Below are 21,760 nucleotides of genomic sequence, written 5' to 3'. Positions count from 1 at the left end.
TAGTCATTCTGCGCTCCTCAACTGATGGCTGGCCACGAATTGACGAAAACGCTCGGTGGGCAAGCCTTCGAACAGCTCCGCTGGAGTGCCTTGAGCATCGATACGGCCGCCCTGCATGAAGACCACTCGATTGGATACGTGCCGGGCAAAACCCATCTCGTGGGTGACTACCAACATGGTGCGGCCTTCTTCCGCAAGCGAGCGCATGACTTTGAGTACCTCACCGACCAACTCGGGGTCCAGTGCTGAAGTGGGTTCATCAAATAGCATGACCTGTGGATTCATCGCCAAGGCCCGGGCAATCGCAACCCGTTGTTGCTGGCCGCCGGATAGATGGGCAGGGTAGTAATCACGTCGATCGTACAGTCCTACCTTCTGCAATAAGTGTTCTGCCTCTTCAATGCATTCGGCATAAGAGCGTTTGAGAACCCGCATTGGCCCCTCTATAACGTTCTCTATTACGGTCCTGTGCGACCACAAGTTGAAGCTTTGAAACACCATGCCGAGACGACTGCGTATCTGCTCAACCTGGCGTGTATTACTCGGTACTTGGCGTCCGTCACGCAGGCGCTTCATTTCGATGGTTTCGCCATTGAGGCTGATACTGCCCTCATCGGGTGTTTCGAGCAGATTGATGCAGCGCAAAAATGTACTTTTTCCGGAGCCGCTTGCACCGAGAATCGACACGACGTCGCCCTTATGGGCTTTCAGGGATATTCCCTTGAGCACATGCGCTTGCCCATAAGATTTCTGGATATTGGTAACCGACAGGGCGGCCGTTGACTGACTATTCATAGTGAGCTCCGCAGGGATTTCGGATTGCTGCTGGCGTCGAGGTTGGCTTTCGTCGGCACGTACGCTGGCCGCTCACGCAAGTGCGGAGTCAAGCGATGCTCGAACCAACCGATGGCGCGCACGATGATGTAGTTGAGCACCAGGTAGATCAGTGCGGCACAGGCGAACACTTCCATCGTGCGGTAGGTCCGCTGGATGATCTGTTGAGCGATACCGGTGACATCCCAGACGGTTATCAGGCTGGCAAGTGCTGTGGCCTTGAGCATCAGGATGGCTTCCGTGGAGTAGGCCGGCAGCACCTGGCGCAAGGTGATCGGGGCGATGACCCGGCGCAATAACTCCCAGCGCGACATGCCGATGGCTTGCCCGGCCTCGATCTGACCATAGGGAATACTGAGCAGTCCGCCACGGATGATTTCGGCGGTATAGCCTGCTGTGCACAGCGCCAGCGAGACGACTGCGCAGCCGTAGGACGAACGCAGAACAACCCAGGCGACGCTATCGCGGACCGCTGGGAATTGACCCAGCCCGTAATAGATCAGGTACATCTGAATGATCAGCGGCGTGCCGCGAAAAATCATGATGTAGCAGCGTGCCGGATAGCTCAGTAGTGGCCAACGGCAAACGCGCATGCTGACAATGGCGAATGACAACAATAGCCCCAGTGACAGCGAGCTGAAGAATAAAGTCAGCGTGGTGGGCAGCGCCGCCAGCAACTTGAGTAGCGTATCGAGCAAAAATGCGAAGTCGATCATTCGAGGCTCACCTGTCTCAGTGTTGGATAGGACTGTGGCGCTGCGTACGACGCACGCGAGCCTCGGCGATATTGAATATTCGCCCCGACAACCCGGTCAGCAGCAGATAGCCGATGCCTCCGATGATATAAAAGGTGAAATATTGGCGAGTAGAGCCGGCGGCCATCAGGCTGGCGCGCATCAGTTCGATCAAGCCGATGACGGATATCAGTGCGGAGTCTTTCAGGGTCATCTGCCAGACGTTGCCCAAGCCAGGGAGCGCATAACGCAATATTTGCGGGATCAACACGCGCCTGAAACGCATTGCGCGGCCCATGCCAATGGCCAGTGCCGCTTCCAGTTCACCGCGGGGGACTGCGAGGAATGCGCCACGATAGACTTCGGCCTGATAAGAGCCCGAAAGCAGGCCGACCGCGAGCGCGCCGACCGCAAAAGGCGGCATGTCGATATAACCTGTGGCGCCGAACCAGTGACCGACGGCAGACACTACCGTGGCACCGCCAAAGTAGAACAAGTAAATCACCAGTAGCTCGGGAACGCCTCTGAACAGCACCGAGTACGAGTCACCTAACAATCGCAGGCTACGTCGATGTGACAGTTTGGCCGCTGCCACCAGGCTGCCGAATACGGCACCGACCAGCAACGACACCAGTGTCAGTGACAGCGTCATGCCTGCGGCTTTCAACAACGTGAAGCCCCAGCCGGTGTCACCGAAACTGAGCATCTGCAAGGTATCCATAACTGTATCCTTTTATCGAAACGCTCATCGTTGACCCTTAGCCAATGGGCTAGGCTCGCAACGACGGGTCAAGGAGTTATTGGGCCGGCATTGAATTACCGCGTATCCGCAAGCGCGGGAGCAATTCTCTATTACCATTACCGGCCCGATGTCAGTCTTTTATGGCGTGATGTCAGCCTTGAACCATTTTTCGGAGAGTTTCTTCACCGTGCCGTCCGCCAACGCAGCACTCAACGCCTCGTTGAATTTCGCTTTCAACTCAGGTGTGTCTTGACGAAAGCCAAGTGCCTCGCCCGGACCCCAGATAGTGCCGCCGATCCTGGGCCCGACCATGGATAGCGATTTGTTCTCGGGCTGGTCGAGTACGGAGCTGAAAAAGGTCACGTCATCGAAGGAGAAATCGATGCGCCCGGCCTGCAGATCCAGCACATGCTCATCGGACTTTTTGTACTCACGAATGGTCGCGATGTCCTTGAAGTTGGTTTCGACAAATTGGGTATACGCCGTGCCGGAGGCAATGCCGATAGTTTTACCCTTGAGTAAGATCCGCATCTTGTCGATATAGGGTTTGTCCACCTTGGCATCCCCGGTTAACTTGACTATCTCCCCGGCTACACCTGCTTGGGCGATCAGTTTCGGGTCGCTTGCAGCCAGTACACCCTGGGTTGCGGCGTAGGGCCGAGAGAAGGTAATGACTTTCTCGCGCTCGGGGGTGATCACAATGGCATCCATGATGAGGTCGAACTTGCCGGCTTGCAGACTAGGGATCATCCCATCCCAATCCTGGGCGAGCAGGGTGCATTGAAGCTTGATGCGTGCACATAGATCTGCCATCAACTCAGGTTCGAAGCCGCCGATGGCGCCACCTGGAAGCGTCATGTTCCAAGGTTGGTAAGCGGCTTCGGTGGCGATGGTCACAGAGGTCCACTCTTTAGCCTCGGATGCTGATGCGCAGAGCCAAGCAGCGCCGATCAGGGCGTACTTCGCCAGTTTTGCTGAGTTTTTTATTTTTGTTGTTTTCATAAATGCTCCGCATTGCAGTGAGCGATAGATGGCATAGGTAATGGCTTGCGGTGTGGACCGCGAAGCCGTTGTTGCTTACCAGGGGAAACTAATCAAGACGCGCGCCCGTAAAACCCGATGCTTTCCTCATCGCTGAACATTACGCCTGTGTTCTCGTAATAGGAGAAGATGGCGATCATGCGTTCCTTCGACCCTTGTACGGGTGTCACGCGGTGCAACGAGTTCACACCACGAAATACGTTTAAGGTTCCGGCCTCAAGTGTAAGGGTTTTAACGTCGGGGTCACGTCCGTCGAGCACGGCCGCAATGCCTTCGTAGTTGGGGTTCTCTGCCGTACGCAGATTGCTCCGGTATTGGAACTTGCCGCCGTCGAGTGGCTCCTGCAGCAGTAATGTGGTGGTGAATTCACACCGATCGAAGTGCCAGTTCAACGCTTCACCTTCGCGATAGCTCATGACATTGGCGCGTGCCAGAGGGTCCTCCATTACATGCAGGGTTGGCTTGCCCATGACTGCGGCGATAAAGCGCAGCAGAGGTGGATATTCATAGATGGCCAGCACTGTACTCTGCACGATTTGATCGGCGCACAGCGTGTGGTTGGTTGATTCGACCTCGCGCAGCGCTGGGTGCTTGGGGTCGAGTCCCTTGAAGTCGGGCTGGAAATAAATGTTGTGTCGGCGCTTGTGAGCATGCGACTGGCTGTCCATGACTGGTTTGATTTCCGCTGTGGCCTTTTTCAAGGCTTGCGGTTTCATCAACTGGTTCAGATTGAACATGCCCGTGGTTTGCATCTCGACAGCGGCACGGTCGACTGCGGCCTGCCATTGTGGGCTGCCTTCTTGGTCCAGTGGATAGCGCTCGAGATCTAGAATGTCTTTCATCAGTACCTCCCCCGTGAGTGAAGTACGAAATTACCCCCTGAAAAACTTTCCAACAACGGCATAAATTGTTAGCGTTTCCTTAGAAAATCTTTCGAAGGAGTTCGATATGAACCGGCTTCCACCGCTCAATGCAGTTAAAACTTTCGAAGTTGCCGCGCGGATGGGCAGCTTCGTATTAGCGGCCGCGGAGTTGGGCGTATCCTCCGCGGCCGTTAGCCAGCAAGTCAGGCATCTTGAAGACTTCCTCGGGCGCAAACTCTTCGTGCGAGCCGGCAACCGCCTCACCCTGACGGATGCCGGGCATGCCATCTATCCGCAGGCCTCCCGGGCGCTGAGCGATATAGCCGCCATGACAACGCGGATTCTCGAGGGGGACTTGCATGCGCGGCGGCTGGTTGTCAGCGTTCCGTATTCCCTCGCCGAATCCTGGCTCGCGCCGAAGTTGCCAGCGCTGCTGGAGTTCTATCCGCAGCTGTCGATCGATATCCGCGTGGAAGATGACCCAGTGGATCTCGCGCGCCATGATATTGACCTTAGAGTTAGTTATGGGGATTACCACTATCCTGGCCTGGAAGTGATACCTCTGGTGCATGACGAAGTGATCCCGGTCTGTTCTCCCGAGTTCTGGCATACCCATGGCAACCAGGAATTCGACCTCGCGCAAATCCAGCAGAACCTATTCATTCATACTCACTGGGGCATCAACTATGCGTCCCATCCGACCTGGCGCGATTGGTTTTCCCAGGTGGGAAGTAGCCACTATCCTGACCCGAAACAAGGTCGACGTAGCGGATTATCCAGTCTGTCGATTTCACTGGCGCGCCTGGGCCTGGGTATCGCACTGGGGCAAAAGCTTATGGCGCGCAGTGATCTGGAGTCTGGACAACTGATCGCCTTGTCATCGGTGTCACTACGACTGGGTCATCCTTACTGCTCCTTTGTGCCCATCGCCAAGACCGGCCGTGCCGATATCAAGCGGATGCTGGCACTGTTGAGGAAATAACGACTACGGCCAAATAGTTTTTGACAGTTGCGCGAGGTGACGCCATGTGTGGTCAGGTTGAGCCCACCAGAGTTGTTGGTTGGGCGAGCGCAATCTTTAGGCTGTGTTAGGGCAAGTCCTGAAAGTTTTCAGCGTTTCTCTGCGTAGTCATCCAGCTAGTCAGTTCTGTAACCATCTGATTCACCTCGCTGCCCTCCGGCTCCGCGGGCCTGACAATGGCATTCCAGGCAATATCGAGCCCGTCATTAAGGGCCGCCCAGGCAAGCTCACCTCGCTCCAGGCTGGGTGTCACCAGATCACGCTGCAAGATGCTGAGGCCGTAGCCGGAGCGCACCAGCTCGATAATGGCTTCGATCACCTCCACCGTGATCATGCGACGCGGCAGAACACCGGCCGGGGCAAAGAAACGGTCGTATTCCCAGCCTTTGGATCGCTCGGTCGAATAGGTGACCAGGTTATAGGTCTTGAAATCTTCAGCGTGAATAGTGTGCCTTCCGGCCAAGGGATGATCTGTCGCCATGATGGCGATCAGCTCGTCACGAAACAGTGGGAGTTTAGCGACGCTACTTGGCACCATCCCATCGTCAATGATCGAGACATCCAGCTTGCCTTGAATCAAGCTGGTGTAAATTTCGTCGCGATGCACCATGACCAGCGTGATTTCGATATCGGGACGCAGTGCGGCGTAATGCTTGATGAATTTCGGAATCCAGCGGAAGGGGCCATAGGAAGTGACCCCCAGCCGTACGAAGGCGGATACGCCGCCAGCCATGGAACTAGCATCGGCCTCCGCCTCGTTCAGAATCGCTGTGATATCTCTTGCCGCCCGCTCCAGTCGCACGCCGGCGGGACTCAGTCGCAACTTGCCTCCCGCGCGCTCCGTCAGCTTCACACCCAAGCGCCGTTCCGCCTCACGGATACGATGACTGACCGCCGAAGGCGTCACCCATAACCGCTCGGCAACCGCCGTTATCGAATCGACTTCCGACAGGCACTGCAGCATTACCAGATGATCCAAACTGAGTTTCATGGACAGAACCTGAAAAAAATTCACAAAAAAGCCAAGAATAATGAGCGTGACTTGGAATTTGGTCGGGCGCAATCTGTTTTCGGCAATAGCCACTGGAGGGCTACAGATGACCGCGCTTACCCCGCTGGCACCGAAACGTTCAGCGGACGGGTTGATCGGCAGTGCGACCCGATCACCGCGCACGTCATCGTCGCCATGGCGGAGCAGGTGCTTGCCTTGCAGCGCGCAATGATTCGCTTCAGTGAGATGCACATGGCTTATATCAATCCGCAGAAAGAACAGGAATTTAGATCATGCTCAAATCGCGCGCCGCTGTAGCTTTCGCTGCCAACCAACCATTACAGATTGTTGAGGTGGATGTCGCGCCGCCACAGGTCGGTGAGGTGCTGGTGCGTATCGTCGCCACTGGCGTTTGTCACACCGATGCCTACACCCTGTCTGGGGCTGATCCAGAAGGCATTTTCCCAAGTATTCTCGGTCATGAGGGGGGTGGTATCGTCGTCGCAGTGGGGCCTGGCGTCACCTCGCTCGAGGTCGGCGACCATGTGATTCCGCTGTACACAGCCGAATGTCGTGAGTGCAAGTTTTGTAAATCCGGCAAAACCAACCTCTGTCAGGCGGTTCGCAGTACTCAGGGGCGCGGCGTGATGCCCGATGGCACTAGCCGTTTCTCCTATCAGGGGCAGCCAATTTATCACTACATGGGCTGCTCGACTTTTTCCGAGTACACCGTGCTGCCAGAGATTTCCTTGGCCAAGATTCCTAAGGACGCCCCGCTGGAAAAGGTCTGCCTACTCGGCTGCGGCGTCACCACCGGCATCGGTGCGGTGCTCAATACCGCCAAAGTCGAGGAGGGCGCTACGGTGGCGATCTTCGGTTTGGGGGGCATCGGTCTGGCGGCGATCATTGGCGCGAGCATGGCCAAGGCCGGACGAATCATCGTGGTCGACATCAATCCGGCCAAGTTCGAGATCGCCAGGCAGCTGGGCGCCACCGACTTCGTCAATCCGAAGGATTACGACAGGCCGGTTCAGGAAGTCATTGTCGAGATGACCGATGGAGGCGTCGACTACTCCTTCGAGTGCGTCGGCAACGTGCAGTTGATGCGCGCCGCCCTGGAAAGCTGCCACAAGGGCTGGGGTGAGTCGGTAATCATCGGCGTCGCCGGTGCTGGTCAGGAAATCAGCACCCGGCCATTCCAACTGGTGACCGGTCGCGTATGGCGTGGCTCGGCCTTCGGTGGCGTAAAAGGTCGTACCGAGCTGCCGAGCTATGTGGAAAAGGCGCAGAAGGGCGAGATCCCGCTGGATACCTTTATCACCCACAATTTGCCGTTGGAAGAGATCAATAAGGCCTTCGAGTTAATGCACGAAGGTAAGAGCATCCGCACCGTTATTCACTTCGATCGTTGAGTCAATAAGCACAACGGATAACTGTCGGGGTAACCCTCCCTGACGGAGCTGCAACACCCACCCCCCTCGTTTTACCTTAGAGAGATAATAAATGAGCATATTCACCCACGTTACAGTCGGCACCAACGACCTGAACAAAGCCCGTGCTTTCTACGACAGCGTATTGGGTAAGCTGGGCCACAAGCGTATCGCCGACCTGGCCGACAACGGCTCGATCTGGGGCGAGAGTGCACCATCCTTCTTCGTCCTTAAACCGGCCAACGGCGCTCCCGCCAGTGTGGGTAACGGTGTCACTGTCAGCTTCGAGGCGCAGAACCGAGCTGCAATAGATGCTTTTCACGCTGCCGCCCTGGCTGCCGGCGGTACCGACGAAGGCGCTCCAGGTACTCGCGACTGGGCACCAAACGCCTATGCCGCTTACACCCGCGACCTCGACGGCAACAAGCTGGCCGCTTACTGCTTCAAACCGGCCTAAGCGTTATGGCGAGGACTAAACAGGTCCTCGCCATATTTCCCCACCCGGCAGGTGCAGTCACCACGGTCTGGACAGGATGCAGGTTGGCGCTTCTTTGCAAGAGGGGAGATACAAGTGCTCAGGCTTGTAAAAGGTTTCAGTGCTTTGTATCTGGCCTCATTACTGATGCAGTTTGGCTCGTGCCTTCTCAGCACTTATCTGGCGCTGCGCCTGGGCGTTGAGGGTGTCAGTGAGTTCTGGGTCGGGGCTCTGATGGCGGTCAACTTCCTCGGATTGATTCTTGGCAGGGCGGTCGGCCACCGACTGATCAGGCGGCTCGGCCATATGCGTGCCTATGTTTCTTGGCAAAGATCATTCCCGAGTTCACGCCATAGGTCATGATCTCGTTGAGCCGTGGGGTCAGTCGCTTCACTGTCTCCAGACTGCCTTTGGTTTCTAGAGGGCGCAGCAGCTCGATGACCGTCGGGGCATTGATCTGCGAGATAGGTGTTGTTCCCAGCGATGGAAAAACATGCAGCGTGAGCGAGCGCCAGATGTCCTCGGCATAAGCCTGAGTTACAGAATCCTTTTTCAGTTCAAGCCAAGCAGACGCGACGTTCTCGAATGTGTGCTCGGTTGCCTGCCTTTTTGTCTGCTCCAACGCGCTACGTTGTTCTTTCGGGTCAATGCCCTGAGCGAGAAGTTCTCTGGCTTCGACCGTTTTCTTCCTGGCTTGAGCGAGCGAGAGTTCTGGGTAGGTGTCGAGGCCCATGTTGATACGGTTCTTGGTAACCGGTGCCGGTAGTTGAAGTTCCAGAGCGTAGAGCCATTGACCCTCACGCGCAGCTGTAAGCCGTCGCCATCGCTGAGGACGTAGTCCTTGTCTTTCGGTTTTACAGCTTTGAGTTGGCGATCAGAGAGGCGGGTGGCTTGGGCGCATATGAGGTATTCCACGACATCATTCGGTATTCCAAAAATTACCACTGAGGGGCTTGGAATACCATGTGGAATACCAGGTGATGTGGATTCTGTCGGATGTCCATGGACGTTGGTGGCTCTGAAACCCCTGTATTCACTGGATTTCAGGCACAAAAAAAGACGCCCGTGGACGTCTTTTTTTGTGGATTTGGTGGGCCGGGGTAATTTGAATTGGATCGTTAGGTATTTGATTTAATTGCTTAATGTGAGTTTGTAAATTTCTTTGGAATACCGATTGGAATACCGAGAGAAGCTGGAATGAGCAATATGCTTCGTTTCCGTATCTTGCAAAGGACGGCCAAAAGGATCATCTGTTTACTCGAAGCCGGGCAAGCTGAGCATGCCGCCTTTGGTGCGCTTGCCAAAGCCGGTAGGCATTAGGATTTTGTGTTTTTTCATCTCTGCGAGTACCGCCAACCATTCGGTTTTGCCAAAGCGTAGCTTGGTGTCGTTCCAGCTATGCATGACTTCGTCCACGATGGCGTCATCGGAAACTGGGCGGCCCTCCAGGATGAAGTCGTTCCAAGTGGCGTAAAGTGTTACGGTCATTTCGCAACGATCGGTATCCCAGCCTCGCATCAGCTCGATAACCTGATCAATAGAGGCACGTTCTGCGGCTAACCAGGCGTTCTCATATGCCTGCTGATGTTGCCCTGCCTGGCACAGCGGGTGGTAGGCATAGCCAACAGTCTCGCGTTCGATGCGCTCGTACCATTTACGGTTTTGCAACTCACCTTCGATCTGATTCATCAATTGGCGATCATGGGGGCCTGCGGCGTCGCGCAGATAGTCACCCTGGATAGCGGCGAGCCTGGCCACGTGCTCTGCCAGATAAATCACTTTCTGCAGCTTGCGTTGGCCGAAGGTACGTTGGCTATGCAGTTGATGAGTAATTTCTGCGGCGAGCAGGGTGCGAGCTGTTTGCCGATCCGTGGCAATTGGAACCTGCAGACCATCTTCGGTCAGGGCACGTTCGATCAGAGTGCTGGCTAACTGTTCGTTCAACTGGCGTGCATGGGTTAGGCGAGGTTTTAGTTGGTCGCAGAGCGCCATCAATTGATCGAGTTTGGCAGCTATGCGGTGTTGTTCTGCGAGAGGGGGGAGGGGGAATAAGATGCACCCCATTTTTTCAGGGGATGTGTGCTTCACTTTCATTCCAGTCGAGCTATCGGCAATGCACGCCCTCAGAAATGGTCCGTTGAAGTAGTGGAAGACATACTCAGGCGAAAGAAGCTCGCGATTAAAAACTAGTTTTCCCAGCCGCTGATTATGCAAATAGGTTTTGCCATCTGTTGGGACAAAGGCGGCACTTCCCAAAAGTCCTGCAGCCTGTTCGGTCATCGCAACGATCAGATCACTTGGCTCAAGAATGAATTCTTGCGATACGGGGCCGCGATAGTATTTGGTTCGGCTGCCACGTTCTCTGAAGCCACCCGTCTCTAAGAAGTTTCCTGGCGTGGTTAAAATTAGCGAGGAGGCAGATTCACTGAAATATGAACTTGAAAACGCATAGCCGTGTTTGATAGAAACTAAATCATTGATCCGACACCATTCCCACCCCCTCGATAACGCAAATGGCTTTTCCTCTTCCCCAATTTTCGCCAGTGGCTTCTGCTTCTTGAGCTTCCCCTCATATACCAATCGCGCTTTTTCCTCCGCAATGTGCTTGAGCAGTTCACTGGCCGGTTCATCGCTGGGATCTTGCGGTACCAGTTTGCCCATCACTGCCAGTTGCAACAGGGTTTGTTTGAGGGCGTCGATGCTGGATTCGGTGGTGAACAGGATGTGGAAGTACTCGGCCAGGCGTTGCCAGTTGGTAGTAAAATCGGTGGCGTTGCTGGCTTGTGTTAGGCAGTCGAGCAGCGCTTGCACCAGTTGGGCATGGGCGCTTCCGGCGTCGGCCTGCTGGGCTTGCAGGCGGTCACACAGGGCCATCAGCTCATCGACTTTGGCGACAATGCGGTGTTGTTCCGCGAGGGGTGGAAGAGCGAGAATTGAATCCGCTATCCGATGAAGCGCAAGCTTCGGTTGAGCTAATTGGTTCGTGCTATCTGAAAACTGGCGTTGAGCGAACTGGCTATTCAGTGCTCGCTGAAACCAGCGTCTATCAATTTTTTGGAAAACTATTTTTGCCGCATTCTCAGTAAGGTTCATTCCGTCGAAGTGGTCGGGCACCATACCCACATCGCCGATAGTGCCTGCGATAGTTATGTAAAGATCATCCTTCGATATGGTGTATTGCTTAATGGCACCTTGAGTCACTTGATCAATATATTTGAGGCTCTGATCAATAATGGTGCCACCTTTCATATTGGTAACCTGGATGTACACATGCGGAGTTTTTTCAGGTGAAAAGGTTGCTCCAGCAGGTAAGCGCTTACCACCTTTTATCTGACTCAGGCTGCCAAGACGTACCCACTCCCACCCTACAGGCAAGCAGAATCTCTGTTCTTCCTCGTCTATTACATCTAGCGCCTTTTGCTTCTTAATCTTGCCCTCAGCTACCAGCTGTGCTTTTTCCTCAGCAATTCGCTTCAATAATTCACTGGCTGGTTCATCACTCGGATCTTGCGGTACCAATTTGCCGTGCACCGCCAGTTCCAAAATCAGCTCGCGCAGTTTCTGGATGCCATTAGGCGCGCCAGCAAGCAGCGGTAGGTTATCGGTCAGCAATACGGTCATACCTGGCGCTCAAGGGCTTCAGCCAGTAAGGTTTTAAGCTGGTCACGCAGGTCGCGGATCTCGCCTTGCAGGGTGGCATAGTTGCGCAGCAGCTCGTCCGGGTCGTGGCTGACCAGCTCGCCGATATGTGGGTTTTTGCAGTCTAGATTCCAGTTGCGTGCCTGCAGTTCTTTGACGCCAACCTTCCAGGCAAATTCGTTCTCCACCCGTGCGGCAAAGCCGTCCGCCTCGTTGCCCCACCATTCCTCTTCGACGGAGAACTCTTCGACACGCATGGGGCGGGTCTTGGAGTAGTTCTTAACGCCTGCCGGGTACTGGTGTTCGTAGAACCACACCTGTTTGGTCGGTGTGCCCTTGGTGAAGAACAGCAGGTTGGTCTTGATGCTGGTGTAGGGGTTGAATACGCCGTTGGGTAGGCGAACGATGGTGTGCAGGTTGCACTCGGTCAGCAGCTTTTCCTTGATCCGGCTTTTGATGCCTTCGCCAAACAAGAAGCCATCGGGCAGTACCACAGCGGCGCGGCCGCCATCTTTGAGCAACTGCATGATCAGCACCAAAAACAGGTCTGCTGTCTCACGGGTGCGGAAGGCGGCGGGGAAGTTGGTTTCGATACCATCTTCTTCCATACCGCCGAACGGCGGGTTGGCGACGATGCAGTGCACGCGCTCGCTCGGGCCCCAACTGATCAGCGGTTTGCTCAGGGTGTTGTCGTGGCGGATCTGATTCGGCACCTCAATGCCGTGCAGGATCATGTTCGTAGTGGCCAACAAGTGCGGCAGTGGCTTTTTCTCCACGCCGAAAATGCTGGCCTGCAGGGTGCGTTCGTCTTTGGCGGTGTTTACATAGCGGCTGCGCTTGTGTTCGATGGCACATGTGAGGAAGCCGCCTGTTCCGCAGGCCGGATCCATGACCTTCTCGTCTAGCTTGGGGTCGACCATGCGCACCATAAATTCAGTGACTGGGCGCGGGGTGTAGAACTCGCCGGCGTTGCCGGCGTTTTGCAGGTCGCGCAGCAGTTGTTCGTAGAGGTTGCCGAACTCGTGGCGCTCTTGGGCTTTGTTGAAGTCCACGCCTTCCTGAATCTTGTTAATCACCTGGCGTAGTAACTGCCCGGACTTCATGTAGTTGTATGCGTCTTCAAACACGCTGCGCACCACAAAGGCCGAGGGCGTGTTGCTGTACTCGTGCAGGTTCTGCAACTGTGGGAACAGGTTGTTGTCGATAAAGTCCTTCAGCACGTCGCCGGTCATGCCTTCCGGATCGGCGGCCCAAGTACGCCAGCGGCAACTGTCAGGAATGGGCGAGCGGTAGTTGTCGTCCATCAGCTCCCATTCCAGCTCACGGTCATCAAAGATCTTCAGGAACAGCAGCCAAACTAGCTGGCCAATGCGCTGGGCGTCGCCGTCTACGCCAACATCTTTGCGCATGATGTCCTGGATGGACTTGATGGTGGAGCTAATGGACATGAAGTTCTCTCAACGCGTACCGCAAGGGGGGCGAAATTCTACCGGATAGTGGAGACGACTGCTTTGGCATGTCGTCGGCGCTTAGCCCTTAGCTTGCGTAAAGTTCGTCTTCCAGTTCGTGGATAGCCTTGTTGTAGCCAGCCTTGCCGCCAAAAGCTTTGACCAGCTCGATGGGCGCACCGATTTGGCTAAATGGGTCGAGCTGAAGGATTTTGATGTCCTCGATATGCTCTATGCCGGTATCGGCGTATTTATCCAGCAATGCTTCCAGTACCTGGCGGGCTGCGCCAGAATACTTGGCGAAATAGTTGCGCTTTTTCACCTGCTCCGCCCGCTCGCGGCGTGATAGGGCGGGCTGATCGAAGGCGACGTGGCAGATCAGGTCGAACGGATCGAGCGGCTTACCCTGCTTCTTTTCCACTTCCTCGGCCAAGGCTTCCCACATCACTCCCTGGACGGCCATTTCCTCGATGATGGCTTTCTTCTGCTCGGAATCACTCCAGCGCCGGAGGAAGTCATCCAGCGAGGCAAACTGCTTTTGCACGCAGGCGCGGGTGTAGTCGTGTAGCGATTCGGTGATCAGTCGGCCGTCCGGGCCATAGTACTGCACACGCTCGGCGATGACATAAAACGGGACGTTGTCGATGATGTATTTGATGCGTTTTTTGTCTTCATCCTCGCCGGTGAATTCCAGGTCGTCGCTATCGGTAGCATCGCCTGCACTGATGCCGTCTTCATCGGCAAGCGGATCGTCGGGAGGTACGGGGGAGTCGTCACAGTCGGGGGCGTAGATCACCACTGGGTCTCCATCAAAAGCCGGGTCGGCAAACAGCTCGGTGGCCTTTTTGAAGTCCATGATGGTGAACCAGTACTTGCCGTAGTCTTCGTTGATGCGAGTGCCGCGACCGATAATTTGTTTGAACTCTGTCATCGATTTGATGTGCTGGTCGAGCACGATCAGCTTGCAGGTCTGAGCGTCGACGCCCGTGGTCATCAGCTTGCTGGTGGTGGCAATCACCGGGTAGCGCTCTTCCGGGTTGATGAAGTTGTCCAGCTCGGCCTTGCCTTCCTGGTCATCGCCGGTGATACGCATAACGTATTTGCGATTCTCAGCCACACGCTCGGGGTTGAGGTTGACCAGTGCCTGGCGCATGCGCTCAGCGTGGTTGATGTCGTCGCAGAAGACGATGGTTTTCTGAAACTGATCGGTGGCCTTGAGGAGTTCGGTAACTTTCTGCGCCACCAGTTGGGTCCGCGCCTCGATAACCAGGGTGCGGTCCATGTCCTTGAGGTTGTAGATGCGGTCTTCGATCAGCTCGCCATTCTTATCGAGCATGCCTTTGGGTGGCCGCCAGCCTTGCAGGTCTTTATCGAAGTCGATACGCACTACTTTGTAGGGGGCGAGAAAGCCGTCTTCGATGCCTTGCTTCAAGGTGTAGCTGTAAATCGGCTCACCGAAGTAAGTGATGCTGGATACTTCTTTGGTTTCCTTTGGTGTGGCGGTAAGGCCGACATGGGTGGCGCTGGAGAAGTATTCGAGGATTTCACGCCAGGCGGAATCCTCGGAGGCGCTGCCACGGTGGCATTCGTCGATCACGATCAGGTCGAAGAAGTCGCGGGAGAACTGCTTGTAGATGTTCATCTCTTCATCAGTGCCGGTGACGGCCTGATAGAGCGACAGGTAGATCTCGTAGGAGGTATCGATCTGACGTTTGGCGATTTTGGTCATCGCCTGGCCGAAAGGCTTGAAGTCGTTGTTCTTGGTCTGGTCGACCAGGATGTTGCGGTCAGCCAGGAACAGGATCCGTTTCTTCTGTTTCGATTTCCACAGCCGCCAGATGATTTGGAAGGCGGTGTAGGTCTTACCGGTGCCCGTGGCCATCACTAGTAAGATACGGTCTTGGCCACGCGCTACAGCTTCGACGGTGCGGTTGATGGCATTCATCTGGTAATAGCGCGGCATGCGCCCGGAACCGTCGTCGTAGTAGGGGGCTTCGATCTTGTGCTGGGCGGTATTATCCAGCCCCTTCCACTGGCAGTAGCGCTGCCAAAGTTCGGCAGGGCTGGGGAATTGATCAAGGGTGAGTTCGGTTTCTACCTGGCTGCCTGTGCCACTGCGGTCGTGAAACAGGAAACCATCGCCATTGCTGGAGAACACGAACGGTACGTCCAGCGCCTCTGCATAGCCCAGGGCTTGCTGCATGCCCGATCCAACGGAGTGCTTGTTGTCCTTTGCCTCGATCACCGCGATAGGCAGGTTGGCTTGGTGGTAGAGGATGAAGTCTGCGCGGCGTGCTTCTCCACGGCTGTGAAGTTTGCCCCGGACGATAATGCGGCCTTTGGTAAAGCTGACTTCCTCGCGCATCTGCTTGTGCATGTCCCATCCAGCTCGCTGGACGGCTGGGGCGATGTACTTGCTGCAGATGTCGCGCTCGGAAAGCGACTTTTTATCCATAACCCCAATTCCCTTTCAAGCCGGCCTGGTCGCTCTATTCCTGCACTGCTGATCGTGCTCGATGGGCGTAAATGTACCTTGTTTGATAGTGGCACGGGGGAAGATCGGATTTTGGTGGTTGAAGCTGTAGGCAAGATGAGTCGTAGCCATGACCGCGCGAGTGTTTTGCGTCGTCCCGATTCCTTTATCTTGGATCGTTCTCTGCAGCGGGCTGAAGATGGCTAGGGTGGATAGGGCCACAAGCGAATCGTTGGTACTGAATTAACTTCCGTCGGCGTACATCACCAATTTGGCGGAGCATGTTCGGTCGTTCCCGATCCATGTAGGCCGCTGGAAACAGCGTCGGATCGTAAGGGATGGCGTCCAGCACGTCGATCCCATATTCGACATACACACGCTTGCCGAGCGGTGTCAGGGCCAAGGCCTTAATTCGATGGATATGCTCTGATATGACTCGATAACCATCATGAACCAGCAAGTCGCGCAGGTAGTGGTTCGACGCGCGTAGTGCGATCTTCACTCGCACTGACTCCCGGTGCTTTCGATCCTGCCAGTAAGCGAATAGATTGAACAACCGGGACTTTAGACACGTGATGGGGTCGATGACGGCGACCTGCACACCTTCGATATCCAGGACGGATAAATATTTGAAAATCTCTTTTTTGGGCGCGCCCCCGACGCTATCCATTTCCAGGATATCGACGATGACCTCTTTACCGTCAACCCAGTCAATGTACGCGGCGGCAATATTTATCGTGTTGTCGTCCATCTTCGCCTTGCGAAAAGGGACGCCCATCATCTGGGCGCAATAATCAATAGAGTTGGGCTTGCCGATAAAGTCCAAGTCATCGCTAGTGACGAATCCGACATCCTCGCCTGTCATTTCGTCGATGAGGTATTGCCGGGCCCAAAGCGTAAGCGATTGCCCGCCAACGATCACAAGGCCGTAATCGGTGACAGCTGATTGAATTGAGGGACGGTAGACGCGCTGAATTAGATCGAGCAGGAAAGCGAAGAGCTCTGAACGTTCAAGTAGGGCGAACGGAGCGTCTTCGTTTACCGTTTCGGGCATCAGTTGCTTAGCGCAGAGAATCGTTGTGGGCGAGCGATTGAAGCAGAGTTGCCACGAAGGGCGGCTTTGGCACGGGCAGCAGCCATTTCAAGCATCTGAGGGTCAGCTGCATAGACAGCATCAACCTGGCGGTCACGTGAGCTGCTTTTAAGGCTCATCATTTCCGCAAAGCTAAGGTCTTTTGAATGCTGGTGGCCGCTGATCATGGCAAAGTACCCATAAGGGTGGAGATATAGACTTGAATTTGAGGTTAGCACATTCAGTCTGCGCATTTACAGGTGAAGGGCTGTGATTGCAAGGCTTTAACCGACGAAATGCATTACCTTGCGACCATTTTGTGTGAAAAAAACAGTTGTTTTTCGCTCACTAGGTACCAACAGGAGGGCTGGCGTAGCCAGCCCTCCTGTTGGTACCTAGTGAGCCTTTAACGCATTAAAAGACGATCTTTAACAATCTAATCAGTTGTCAAGTGAAATGTCAACTGTGGTGTGGGTACTGTAGCGTTAGCTAAGCCTATCAGCTCCGGCATTGAGACGCGCTGACCTACATTGGTGATCCATAGTCGAAAAATAGCATGCACCGAAAATAGGTTGCCCGATAACCGTGAAGGTGAGGATCTCGCTGAGCAAGTAGCCCTACGATTTCTGAGGGCGGTCCGGGGGGCCTATCCACGATTCGAGCGTTAGATCAGCATTTCGCGGTCATTTCCTAAGCGTTTCCAGATCAATAGGGTGGTGAGTCGATAGTAATACTGGGTGGCGTCGGAGTGGTCTTTCAGGTGCTGAGTGAGAAACCAGCGCACATGCTTGAGCTGCCAGGTCCAGGGATTGTCTCGCTGCCATCGTTGTTGAATGGCCGCTTGCATGACTCGGGCTTGCCGTAGGTGTCGTTGCTGGGTGGCCTGCGAGCCATTCAGTACGCCGCTCAGGAACAGCGCCATATCGAAGGGTTTGGTCACGCTCGACCTCCAATGTAGGCCGAAACTACATCGATCCGGTTATGCCCGAGTTCAAGGCTGATCTGTTTCCGCGCCTGTTGATCAAGGTCACGGTCAAGGCGATAGCAGTGGCCACCATTGACCGGTGCGGCGTGGCCAGTGAGCTGTTCGTAACGCTCGCAGGCGTAGGCTGCTCGCAGTTCATGAAAGCCCTTCAGCCCGTGTTCATGTAGCGTGTCGCGGGCGGGGAGCACGGTCTGTTGCAGGAACGCGGCGTAGCTTTCGTCTCGGGCCAGCAAGTTGCGACTATGGGGCGGCGACGCATGACGAGCCAACTGCAGCGCCGCCTTCACCTCTTCATTAGCCACAACCCATCGCGGCGCTGATGCCCCTGAACGGCCGCCTTTGGTGCCGTCCTGGATGTTGATGCGGCCTAAGTGTTCGGCTTCGCGGTGCAAGCGTGGCAGGTCGGCCAGGATCGCTTCGCGCAGGCGCATGCCGGTTGTTCGGGCCAACAGGACAATCGCGGCCACCCGCTCGTGTTGCTGTTCGCCAAGCGCCTCGAGTACTCGCCGCACCTGTTGGTGGTCTTGGCCATCCGGCGCACGGGTGCGTACGCTCGAGCGCTGTTGTCCCAACGCCTGACTCGGGCTGGCGATCCTCACTTCCTGATCACCGCGCAGCGCCGCGAGGGCACGGTTGACGCTGCTCAGGCGGTTCTGCGCGGTCGCGATGCAGAGTTCACCTTGCTGGATCTGCTGGCGCAGGTAAGCAGCGTAGTCTTGCAGCGTCCGTCGATCGATCTGGCGCGCATCGTTGTAACCGGGACCGTCCTCTGACCGACACCAACGCACGAACGCTTGCCAGCGATCGCTATGAGCTTTGACCGTGGCAAAGTGGCCGCCGCCAAACAAATCCTTTAGCGCTTGTGGGCCGGCGTAGCTCAGCTGGCGGCCATAGCCAAAGTTGCGACCATCACGCCGTCCGACCAGGGCCATCGTCTTCACCGTTTTCGTTTGTTTGCAGAAAGAGCAGTAGGGCTTTCCAGTGGGGGCTGAGCCTGGCCAGCTGCTGCCAGTGTGTCGGGCGAATCAGGAGGGAGTTCCCGTGGTGTTGCAGCAGCGCCCCTTCCTCACGCAGTTGCTTTATCAGCAGAGTGATGTGGGCAGGTTCTAGGGGTGGTGTGGCGACAGCGGCGACAGTGGCGACAACCCGCGTCGTTTCTGGCCTGGCGCGTGGCGACAGGGTGGCGACTGAGGCGGCGACACACCGCGATTCTGGCTGCGGTTGATGTTGCGTCTGGTAGCGGCGCACCGCGTCATTGAGGCGAAACATGGCGAACCTCGAAAGTTTTTCCGTCGCGGCTGGTCAGCCAGCGATGAGTGATCAGCACGACCAATAAAGAGGCGGTATGGTCAGCGCTCTTACGGGCAAAACGAGGGCCGTTGCGATTGACGTCGCGAATGGTGAAGTGAGTCCAGCCTTTCTGTACCAGCCAGCGCAGCAGTCGATCCGCCTCTTCGCATCGGCTATTGACCGGCTCCTGTTCGGTCAGGCGCTGGATCTCGGCCAGGTAGTAATCCATCAGCGTGGAGGCGCGCTGTATGTGTGCTTCTTCCAACGCACTGGCCTCTTCCACCATGGCCAGCACACCTGCGATGCGCAGTACATTCGCCGCGGCCTTGCTCGCGACAGGCTGGACGCCGGCCAGCTCGCCGAACTCGCCAGACTGGCATTCGATGGTGTCGTGAATATCAATCCAGGCACGACGGGCACGGGGAGTCAGCTCCAGCGTGGCGGGATTGAGTGAGCCATCCTTGTGAAGCGACCAGGGCTTTTGCAGCAGGGCGGTGATCCGTTGTTGGTAGCGCTGGACTTTGGCATCGCGGGTCAGGTCGATTGCCTTGTAGAGTCGCTGGCCGGCCAGGCGCTCAGGCCAACTGATCAGGCAACGGCCGAGGATGCCTTGTCCATTGATCACCGGGTCTTTGAAAATCTGGTTGGCCAGGTAGGGCTGCAGCATCAGATGCAGGCTGAGGCGGCGATCATAGGCACGCAGGCTTTCTCCGGCCATGGAGCGAGCCCGGTCGATCGGGCTGCCATCCCACAGCATCGACAAGGTGGTGATTGCCTTGAGCAGATTCTCTTTGCTCATGGTGCTGCTACCCAAAAATTGGCCACCTTCATCATTGAACAAACCCATGCTGGGCAAGCCATGGCACAGGCTTTTGACCAGGGCCTCAATGGTGGGCTCGGCAATGATCAGTCTCGGTGGCACCGGCTCGGACAGCTCGCCGCCTTTCGCCTCGGAGGTTGTCTTTGAGGTTTTGGGTTTGGCCATGATGCTGGTAGCGGCGCGATAGGCTTTGAGCTTTTCCTCATACAGGCTCCACTGCTGTCGTTCCCAGTCGCGGGCTGCCTTCAGTGCCAGATGGTCCACCGCGCTTTTGCGATCACCCGAGGACGCCACTGTCAGTAGGTAGAGGGACAGCGGATAGCTTCGGCCATCGAGTTGGGCATTGGCATGGCCCTGGCTCACCAGGGCAGCGCTGGCCAGCACCGATTGCGCAGCCATGGCGCAGGGCACGCCGATCACCTCGGCCAGTCGTTCGACCGCCGGGCCCAACAATTCCCCGAGTGCTTCGACCGGGTAGGACAGTGGCGCCTGCTGGTATTCCAGCAAGGGTTGTGGGGGCTCGAACGCTTCGCACAGTTGCATCACAATTCTCCTGAGATTATCGACGTCGTCCTCACTCATCCCGCCACGGTTGTTGAGTGTTATCAGGGATCAAGGCCCCTGCGACCTGTGAGGTTTGTCCACTAACGCGGGACTGACGGCTCCTTACGACCGGGAGCTGGGGCATCTCATGATCTGGCCTCCTGAACACCGATAGCGGTGGGCGGGTGGAGGCTGCACTGGCTGACGAGACCAGCGCCGCGAGATCCTGAGTCGGGTGAAGGCAGTGATGCGATGACCGGGGCATGCCTGACTGTCAGTCAGGTGCAGTCCATTCCGTGGGCTGCGGCACCGTCATCGGCATCGCTGTGGTGAGTGAGCATTCGGTGGTTGTCACACCGATTGTCACGATGGGGAAAGCCGCAAAGACCCGTGCGAGCAGGGCTGCAGCAGTGGTAGGAGCGCCCGTCTCTTTAGGGGGCAAAGAGACGGGCAAAAACTTGGCGCAAGAAATGGCCAAGCGGATAAATTGCTGCAGAGCAGCCAGGTGGGGGCATGAGTTGCCGTGGTGGGCATTCTGGAAGAAGTGGGCATCCATCACATTGCTGTGACCGTGCGAGCCGCCGGACGCTAATCGCACTTGGGGAGAACCACCACGATGTGGCATAGCCTCAAAGGTTCTGGCTACCTGGGTGCTGTCGAGGACAGCGCTGGTACGGTTCTGGTTTAGCGCTCGTTCTGCTTGCGGTCAACCGGATTTTGGGGGCGAATCTTGCGCCAATCGGTAGCGCTGGAAGACCTTGGAGGCCGGTGGCTTTCCATGGCCGGGTGGTCGTTCGTCGGTTTTTAATGTGAGCCTGCGTCATTGCATGGACTTGACCACCCATTTGCATCGTCACTGACCAGTCAATTGCATTCGTGCTGATCAACCGTTTGCATTCGATTTGACCAGCACACGCCGTAGTGACGACCGGCGGAGAACGGCCAAAACTGCCAGTCACGAATTCGCGGATGTTTCCGAAGATGTTCACGCCACGGCTGCTGCCGAGAGTGCTGACGTGAACGCTATGACCGAAGGTCAAGAGCAGGCTACTTCCCAACAAGTGCCGCCTCTATGGGCAGGTTCTGGCGAAAAAACATAAAACGATGGCTTTTAGTTCAGTGAGTCGCCCGTTCCGCCTCCTTTCCTGCTCAGCGCCTACGGATGAGCGACATGTGCTGTCGCCCCCGCAAAGCAATCTTGCAGCACCGAAGATTGCACGTGGTCGCCATGCTCATGTCACTCCCTCTCACCTTTGTCTGTCCCGAATGCTTCTGGAAAACGACCGTCTTGCCTTGTTGTGATTCAAGACCGACCGTTTTGCCGCCTCCCACAAGCTGCCCGGCTTGCCATGACTTGCC

The 21,760-nt window shown here is 56.1% G+C and carries 17 protein-coding genes and 2 pseudogenes; 4 read left to right on the top strand and 15 right to left on the bottom strand.

Annotation, left to right across the window (positions count from 1 at the left end; all coding sequences use genetic code 11):
• Positions 1–3: 3 nt before the first annotated feature.
• From ACVBEG_RS20745 to ACVBEG_RS20725, 5 genes are all read right to left on the bottom strand, one after another.
• Positions 4–795 carry an ABC transporter ATP-binding protein gene (locus ACVBEG_RS20745; RefSeq protein WP_322278242.1) on the bottom strand — a complete coding sequence of 264 codons (792 nt, stop codon included), beginning with the start codon at positions 793–795 and terminating at the stop codon, positions 4–6.
• Entirely contained in the window at positions 792–1,550 is a 759-nt protein-coding gene (locus ACVBEG_RS20740; RefSeq protein WP_322278245.1) for an ABC transporter permease, read from the bottom strand. Before ACVBEG_RS20740 ends, ACVBEG_RS20745 begins: the two co-directional genes overlap by 4 nt.
• A 16-nt stretch (positions 1,551–1,566) precedes the next feature.
• On the bottom strand, positions 1,567–2,289 hold the full coding sequence (locus ACVBEG_RS20735; RefSeq protein WP_322278247.1) for an ABC transporter permease: 723 nt from the start codon (positions 2,287–2,289) through the stop codon (positions 1,567–1,569).
• A gap of 159 nt (positions 2,290–2,448) precedes the next feature.
• Positions 2,449–3,207: a transporter substrate-binding domain-containing protein gene (locus ACVBEG_RS20730; protein ID WP_407074634.1), complete on the bottom strand. Its 759-nt coding sequence runs from the start codon at positions 3,205–3,207 to the stop codon at positions 2,449–2,451.
• A gap of 197 nt (positions 3,208–3,404) precedes the next feature.
• Complete coding sequence (locus ACVBEG_RS20725) at positions 3,405–4,193, bottom strand: HalD/BesD family halogenase (protein WP_322278251.1); 789 nt, start codon at positions 4,191–4,193, stop codon at positions 3,405–3,407.
• Positions 4,194–4,299: 106 nt separating this feature from the next.
• Between ACVBEG_RS20725 and ACVBEG_RS20720 the strand changes: the two genes are divergently transcribed.
• Positions 4,300–5,196 carry a LysR substrate-binding domain-containing protein gene (locus ACVBEG_RS20720; protein WP_322278253.1) on the top strand — a complete coding sequence of 299 codons (897 nt, stop codon included), beginning with the start codon at positions 4,300–4,302 and terminating at the stop codon, positions 5,194–5,196.
• 106 nt (positions 5,197–5,302) lie between these two features.
• Here the strand turns inward: ACVBEG_RS20720 and ACVBEG_RS20715 are convergent, their stop codons facing one another.
• Complete coding sequence (locus tag ACVBEG_RS20715; RefSeq protein WP_323568096.1) at positions 5,303–6,319, bottom strand: LysR family transcriptional regulator; 1,017 nt, start codon at positions 6,317–6,319, stop codon at positions 5,303–5,305.
• A gap of 200 nt (positions 6,320–6,519) precedes the next feature.
• Here ACVBEG_RS20715 and ACVBEG_RS20710 point away from each other — a divergent pair, with 200 nt between their 5' ends.
• The 3 genes and pseudogenes from ACVBEG_RS20710 to ACVBEG_RS20700 all read left to right on the top strand — a co-directional run.
• A complete protein-coding gene (locus ACVBEG_RS20710; RefSeq protein WP_322278259.1) occupies positions 6,520–7,638 on the top strand; it encodes an S-(hydroxymethyl)glutathione dehydrogenase/class III alcohol dehydrogenase in 1,119 nt (372 codons plus the stop codon).
• A gap of 91 nt (positions 7,639–7,729) precedes the next feature.
• Positions 7,730–8,113 (top strand): VOC family protein, encoded by a 384-nt coding sequence (locus ACVBEG_RS20705; RefSeq protein WP_322278261.1) that lies wholly within the window; start codon positions 7,730–7,732, stop codon positions 8,111–8,113.
• 165 nt (positions 8,114–8,278) lie between these two features.
• Positions 8,279–8,455 (top strand): annotated as a pseudogene (locus tag ACVBEG_RS20700) (MFS transporter); the annotation flags it as partial.
• A gap of 1 nt (position 8,456) precedes the next feature.
• Here the strand turns inward: ACVBEG_RS20700 and ACVBEG_RS20695 are convergent.
• The 9 genes and pseudogenes from ACVBEG_RS20695 to ACVBEG_RS20655 form a co-directional block, all read right to left on the bottom strand.
• Positions 8,457–9,034 (bottom strand): annotated as a pseudogene (locus tag ACVBEG_RS20695) (integrase arm-type DNA-binding domain-containing protein); the annotation flags it as partial.
• Positions 9,035–9,385: 351 nt separating this feature from the next.
• The gene (locus ACVBEG_RS20690; protein WP_447108268.1) at positions 9,386–11,752 is read right to left on the bottom strand and encodes a restriction endonuclease subunit S; all 2,367 of its coding nucleotides are present in this window, start codon (positions 11,750–11,752) and stop codon (positions 9,386–9,388) included.
• On the bottom strand, positions 11,749–13,218 hold the full coding sequence (locus tag ACVBEG_RS20685; RefSeq protein WP_447108267.1) for an N-6 DNA methylase: 1,470 nt from the start codon (positions 13,216–13,218) through the stop codon (positions 11,749–11,751). The genes ACVBEG_RS20690 and ACVBEG_RS20685 overlap by 4 nt, the downstream gene beginning before the upstream one ends.
• A gap of 88 nt (positions 13,219–13,306) precedes the next feature.
• Positions 13,307–15,673: an EcoAI/FtnUII family type I restriction enzme subunit R gene (hsdR, locus tag ACVBEG_RS20680; RefSeq protein WP_447108266.1), complete on the bottom strand. Its 2,367-nt coding sequence runs from the start codon at positions 15,671–15,673 to the stop codon at positions 13,307–13,309.
• A gap of 184 nt (positions 15,674–15,857) precedes the next feature.
• Positions 15,858–16,745 carry a hypothetical protein gene (locus ACVBEG_RS20675; RefSeq protein ID WP_447108265.1) on the bottom strand — a complete coding sequence of 296 codons (888 nt, stop codon included), beginning with the start codon at positions 16,743–16,745 and terminating at the stop codon, positions 15,858–15,860.
• Positions 16,746–17,427: 682 nt separating this feature from the next.
• Positions 17,428–17,703, bottom strand: a complete 276-nt coding sequence (locus ACVBEG_RS20670; RefSeq protein WP_047295632.1) for a hypothetical protein — start codon at positions 17,701–17,703, stop codon at positions 17,428–17,430.
• Positions 17,700–18,680 (bottom strand): integrase domain-containing protein, encoded by a 981-nt coding sequence (locus tag ACVBEG_RS20665; RefSeq protein WP_447108264.1) that lies wholly within the window; start codon positions 18,678–18,680, stop codon positions 17,700–17,702. Before ACVBEG_RS20665 ends, ACVBEG_RS20670 begins: the two co-directional genes overlap by 4 nt.
• Positions 18,658–19,017, bottom strand: a complete 360-nt coding sequence (locus tag ACVBEG_RS20660; RefSeq protein ID WP_447108263.1) for a hypothetical protein — start codon at positions 19,015–19,017, stop codon at positions 18,658–18,660. Before ACVBEG_RS20660 ends, ACVBEG_RS20665 begins: the two co-directional genes overlap by 23 nt.
• The gene (locus tag ACVBEG_RS20655; RefSeq protein WP_447108262.1) at positions 19,001–20,401 is read right to left on the bottom strand and encodes a YfjI family protein; all 1,401 of its coding nucleotides are present in this window, start codon (positions 20,399–20,401) and stop codon (positions 19,001–19,003) included. The genes ACVBEG_RS20660 and ACVBEG_RS20655 overlap by 17 nt, the downstream gene beginning before the upstream one ends.
• Positions 20,402–21,760 lie beyond the last annotated feature (1,359 nt).

This window comes from Pseudomonas sp. GG8 (assembly GCF_052976945.1).
Note: the sequence above shows the minus strand (reverse complement) of the source record. Positions and strands in the feature narration are given on the sequence as shown.

What these genes read in the sequence shown, in the direction of transcription:
- ACVBEG_RS20740 (WP_322278245.1), bottom strand. Translation starts at nt 1,550, where the DNA reads ATGATCGACTTCGCATTTTTGCTCGATACGCTACTCAAGTTGCTGGCG.
- ACVBEG_RS20675 (WP_447108265.1), bottom strand. Translation starts at nt 16,745, where the DNA reads ATGCCCGAAACGGTAAACGAAGACGCTCCGTTCGCCCTACTTGAACGT.
- hsdR (WP_447108266.1), bottom strand. Translation starts at nt 15,673, where the DNA reads ATGGATAAAAAGTCGCTTTCCGAGCGCGACATCTGCAGCAAGTACATC.
- ACVBEG_RS20735 (WP_322278247.1), bottom strand. Translation starts at nt 2,289, where the DNA reads ATGGATACCTTGCAGATGCTCAGTTTCGGTGACACCGGCTGGGGCTTC.
- ACVBEG_RS20685 (WP_447108267.1), bottom strand. Translation starts at nt 13,218, where the DNA reads ATGTCCATTAGCTCCACCATCAAGTCCATCCAGGACATCATGCGCAAA.
- ACVBEG_RS20660 (WP_447108263.1), bottom strand. Translation starts at nt 19,017, where the DNA reads ATGTTTCGCCTCAATGACGCGGTGCGCCGCTACCAGACGCAACATCAA.
- ACVBEG_RS20745 (WP_322278242.1), bottom strand. Translation starts at nt 795, where the DNA reads ATGAATAGTCAGTCAACGGCCGCCCTGTCGGTTACCAATATCCAGAAA.
- ACVBEG_RS20725 (WP_322278251.1), bottom strand. Translation starts at nt 4,193, where the DNA reads ATGAAAGACATTCTAGATCTCGAGCGCTATCCACTGGACCAAGAAGGC.
- ACVBEG_RS20655 (WP_447108262.1), bottom strand. Translation starts at nt 20,401, where the DNA reads ATGCAACTGTGCGAAGCGTTCGAGCCCCCACAACCCTTGCTGGAATAC.
- ACVBEG_RS20665 (WP_447108264.1), bottom strand. Translation starts at nt 18,680, where the DNA reads ATGGCCCTGGTCGGACGGCGTGATGGTCGCAACTTTGGCTATGGCCGC.
- ACVBEG_RS20710 (WP_322278259.1), top strand. Translation starts at nt 6,520, where the DNA reads ATGCTCAAATCGCGCGCCGCTGTAGCTTTCGCTGCCAACCAACCATTA.
- ACVBEG_RS20690 (WP_447108268.1), bottom strand. Translation starts at nt 11,752, where the DNA reads ATGACCGTATTGCTGACCGATAACCTACCGCTGCTTGCTGGCGCGCCT.
- ACVBEG_RS20705 (WP_322278261.1), top strand. Translation starts at nt 7,730, where the DNA reads ATGAGCATATTCACCCACGTTACAGTCGGCACCAACGACCTGAACAAA.
- ACVBEG_RS20720 (WP_322278253.1), top strand. Translation starts at nt 4,300, where the DNA reads ATGAACCGGCTTCCACCGCTCAATGCAGTTAAAACTTTCGAAGTTGCC.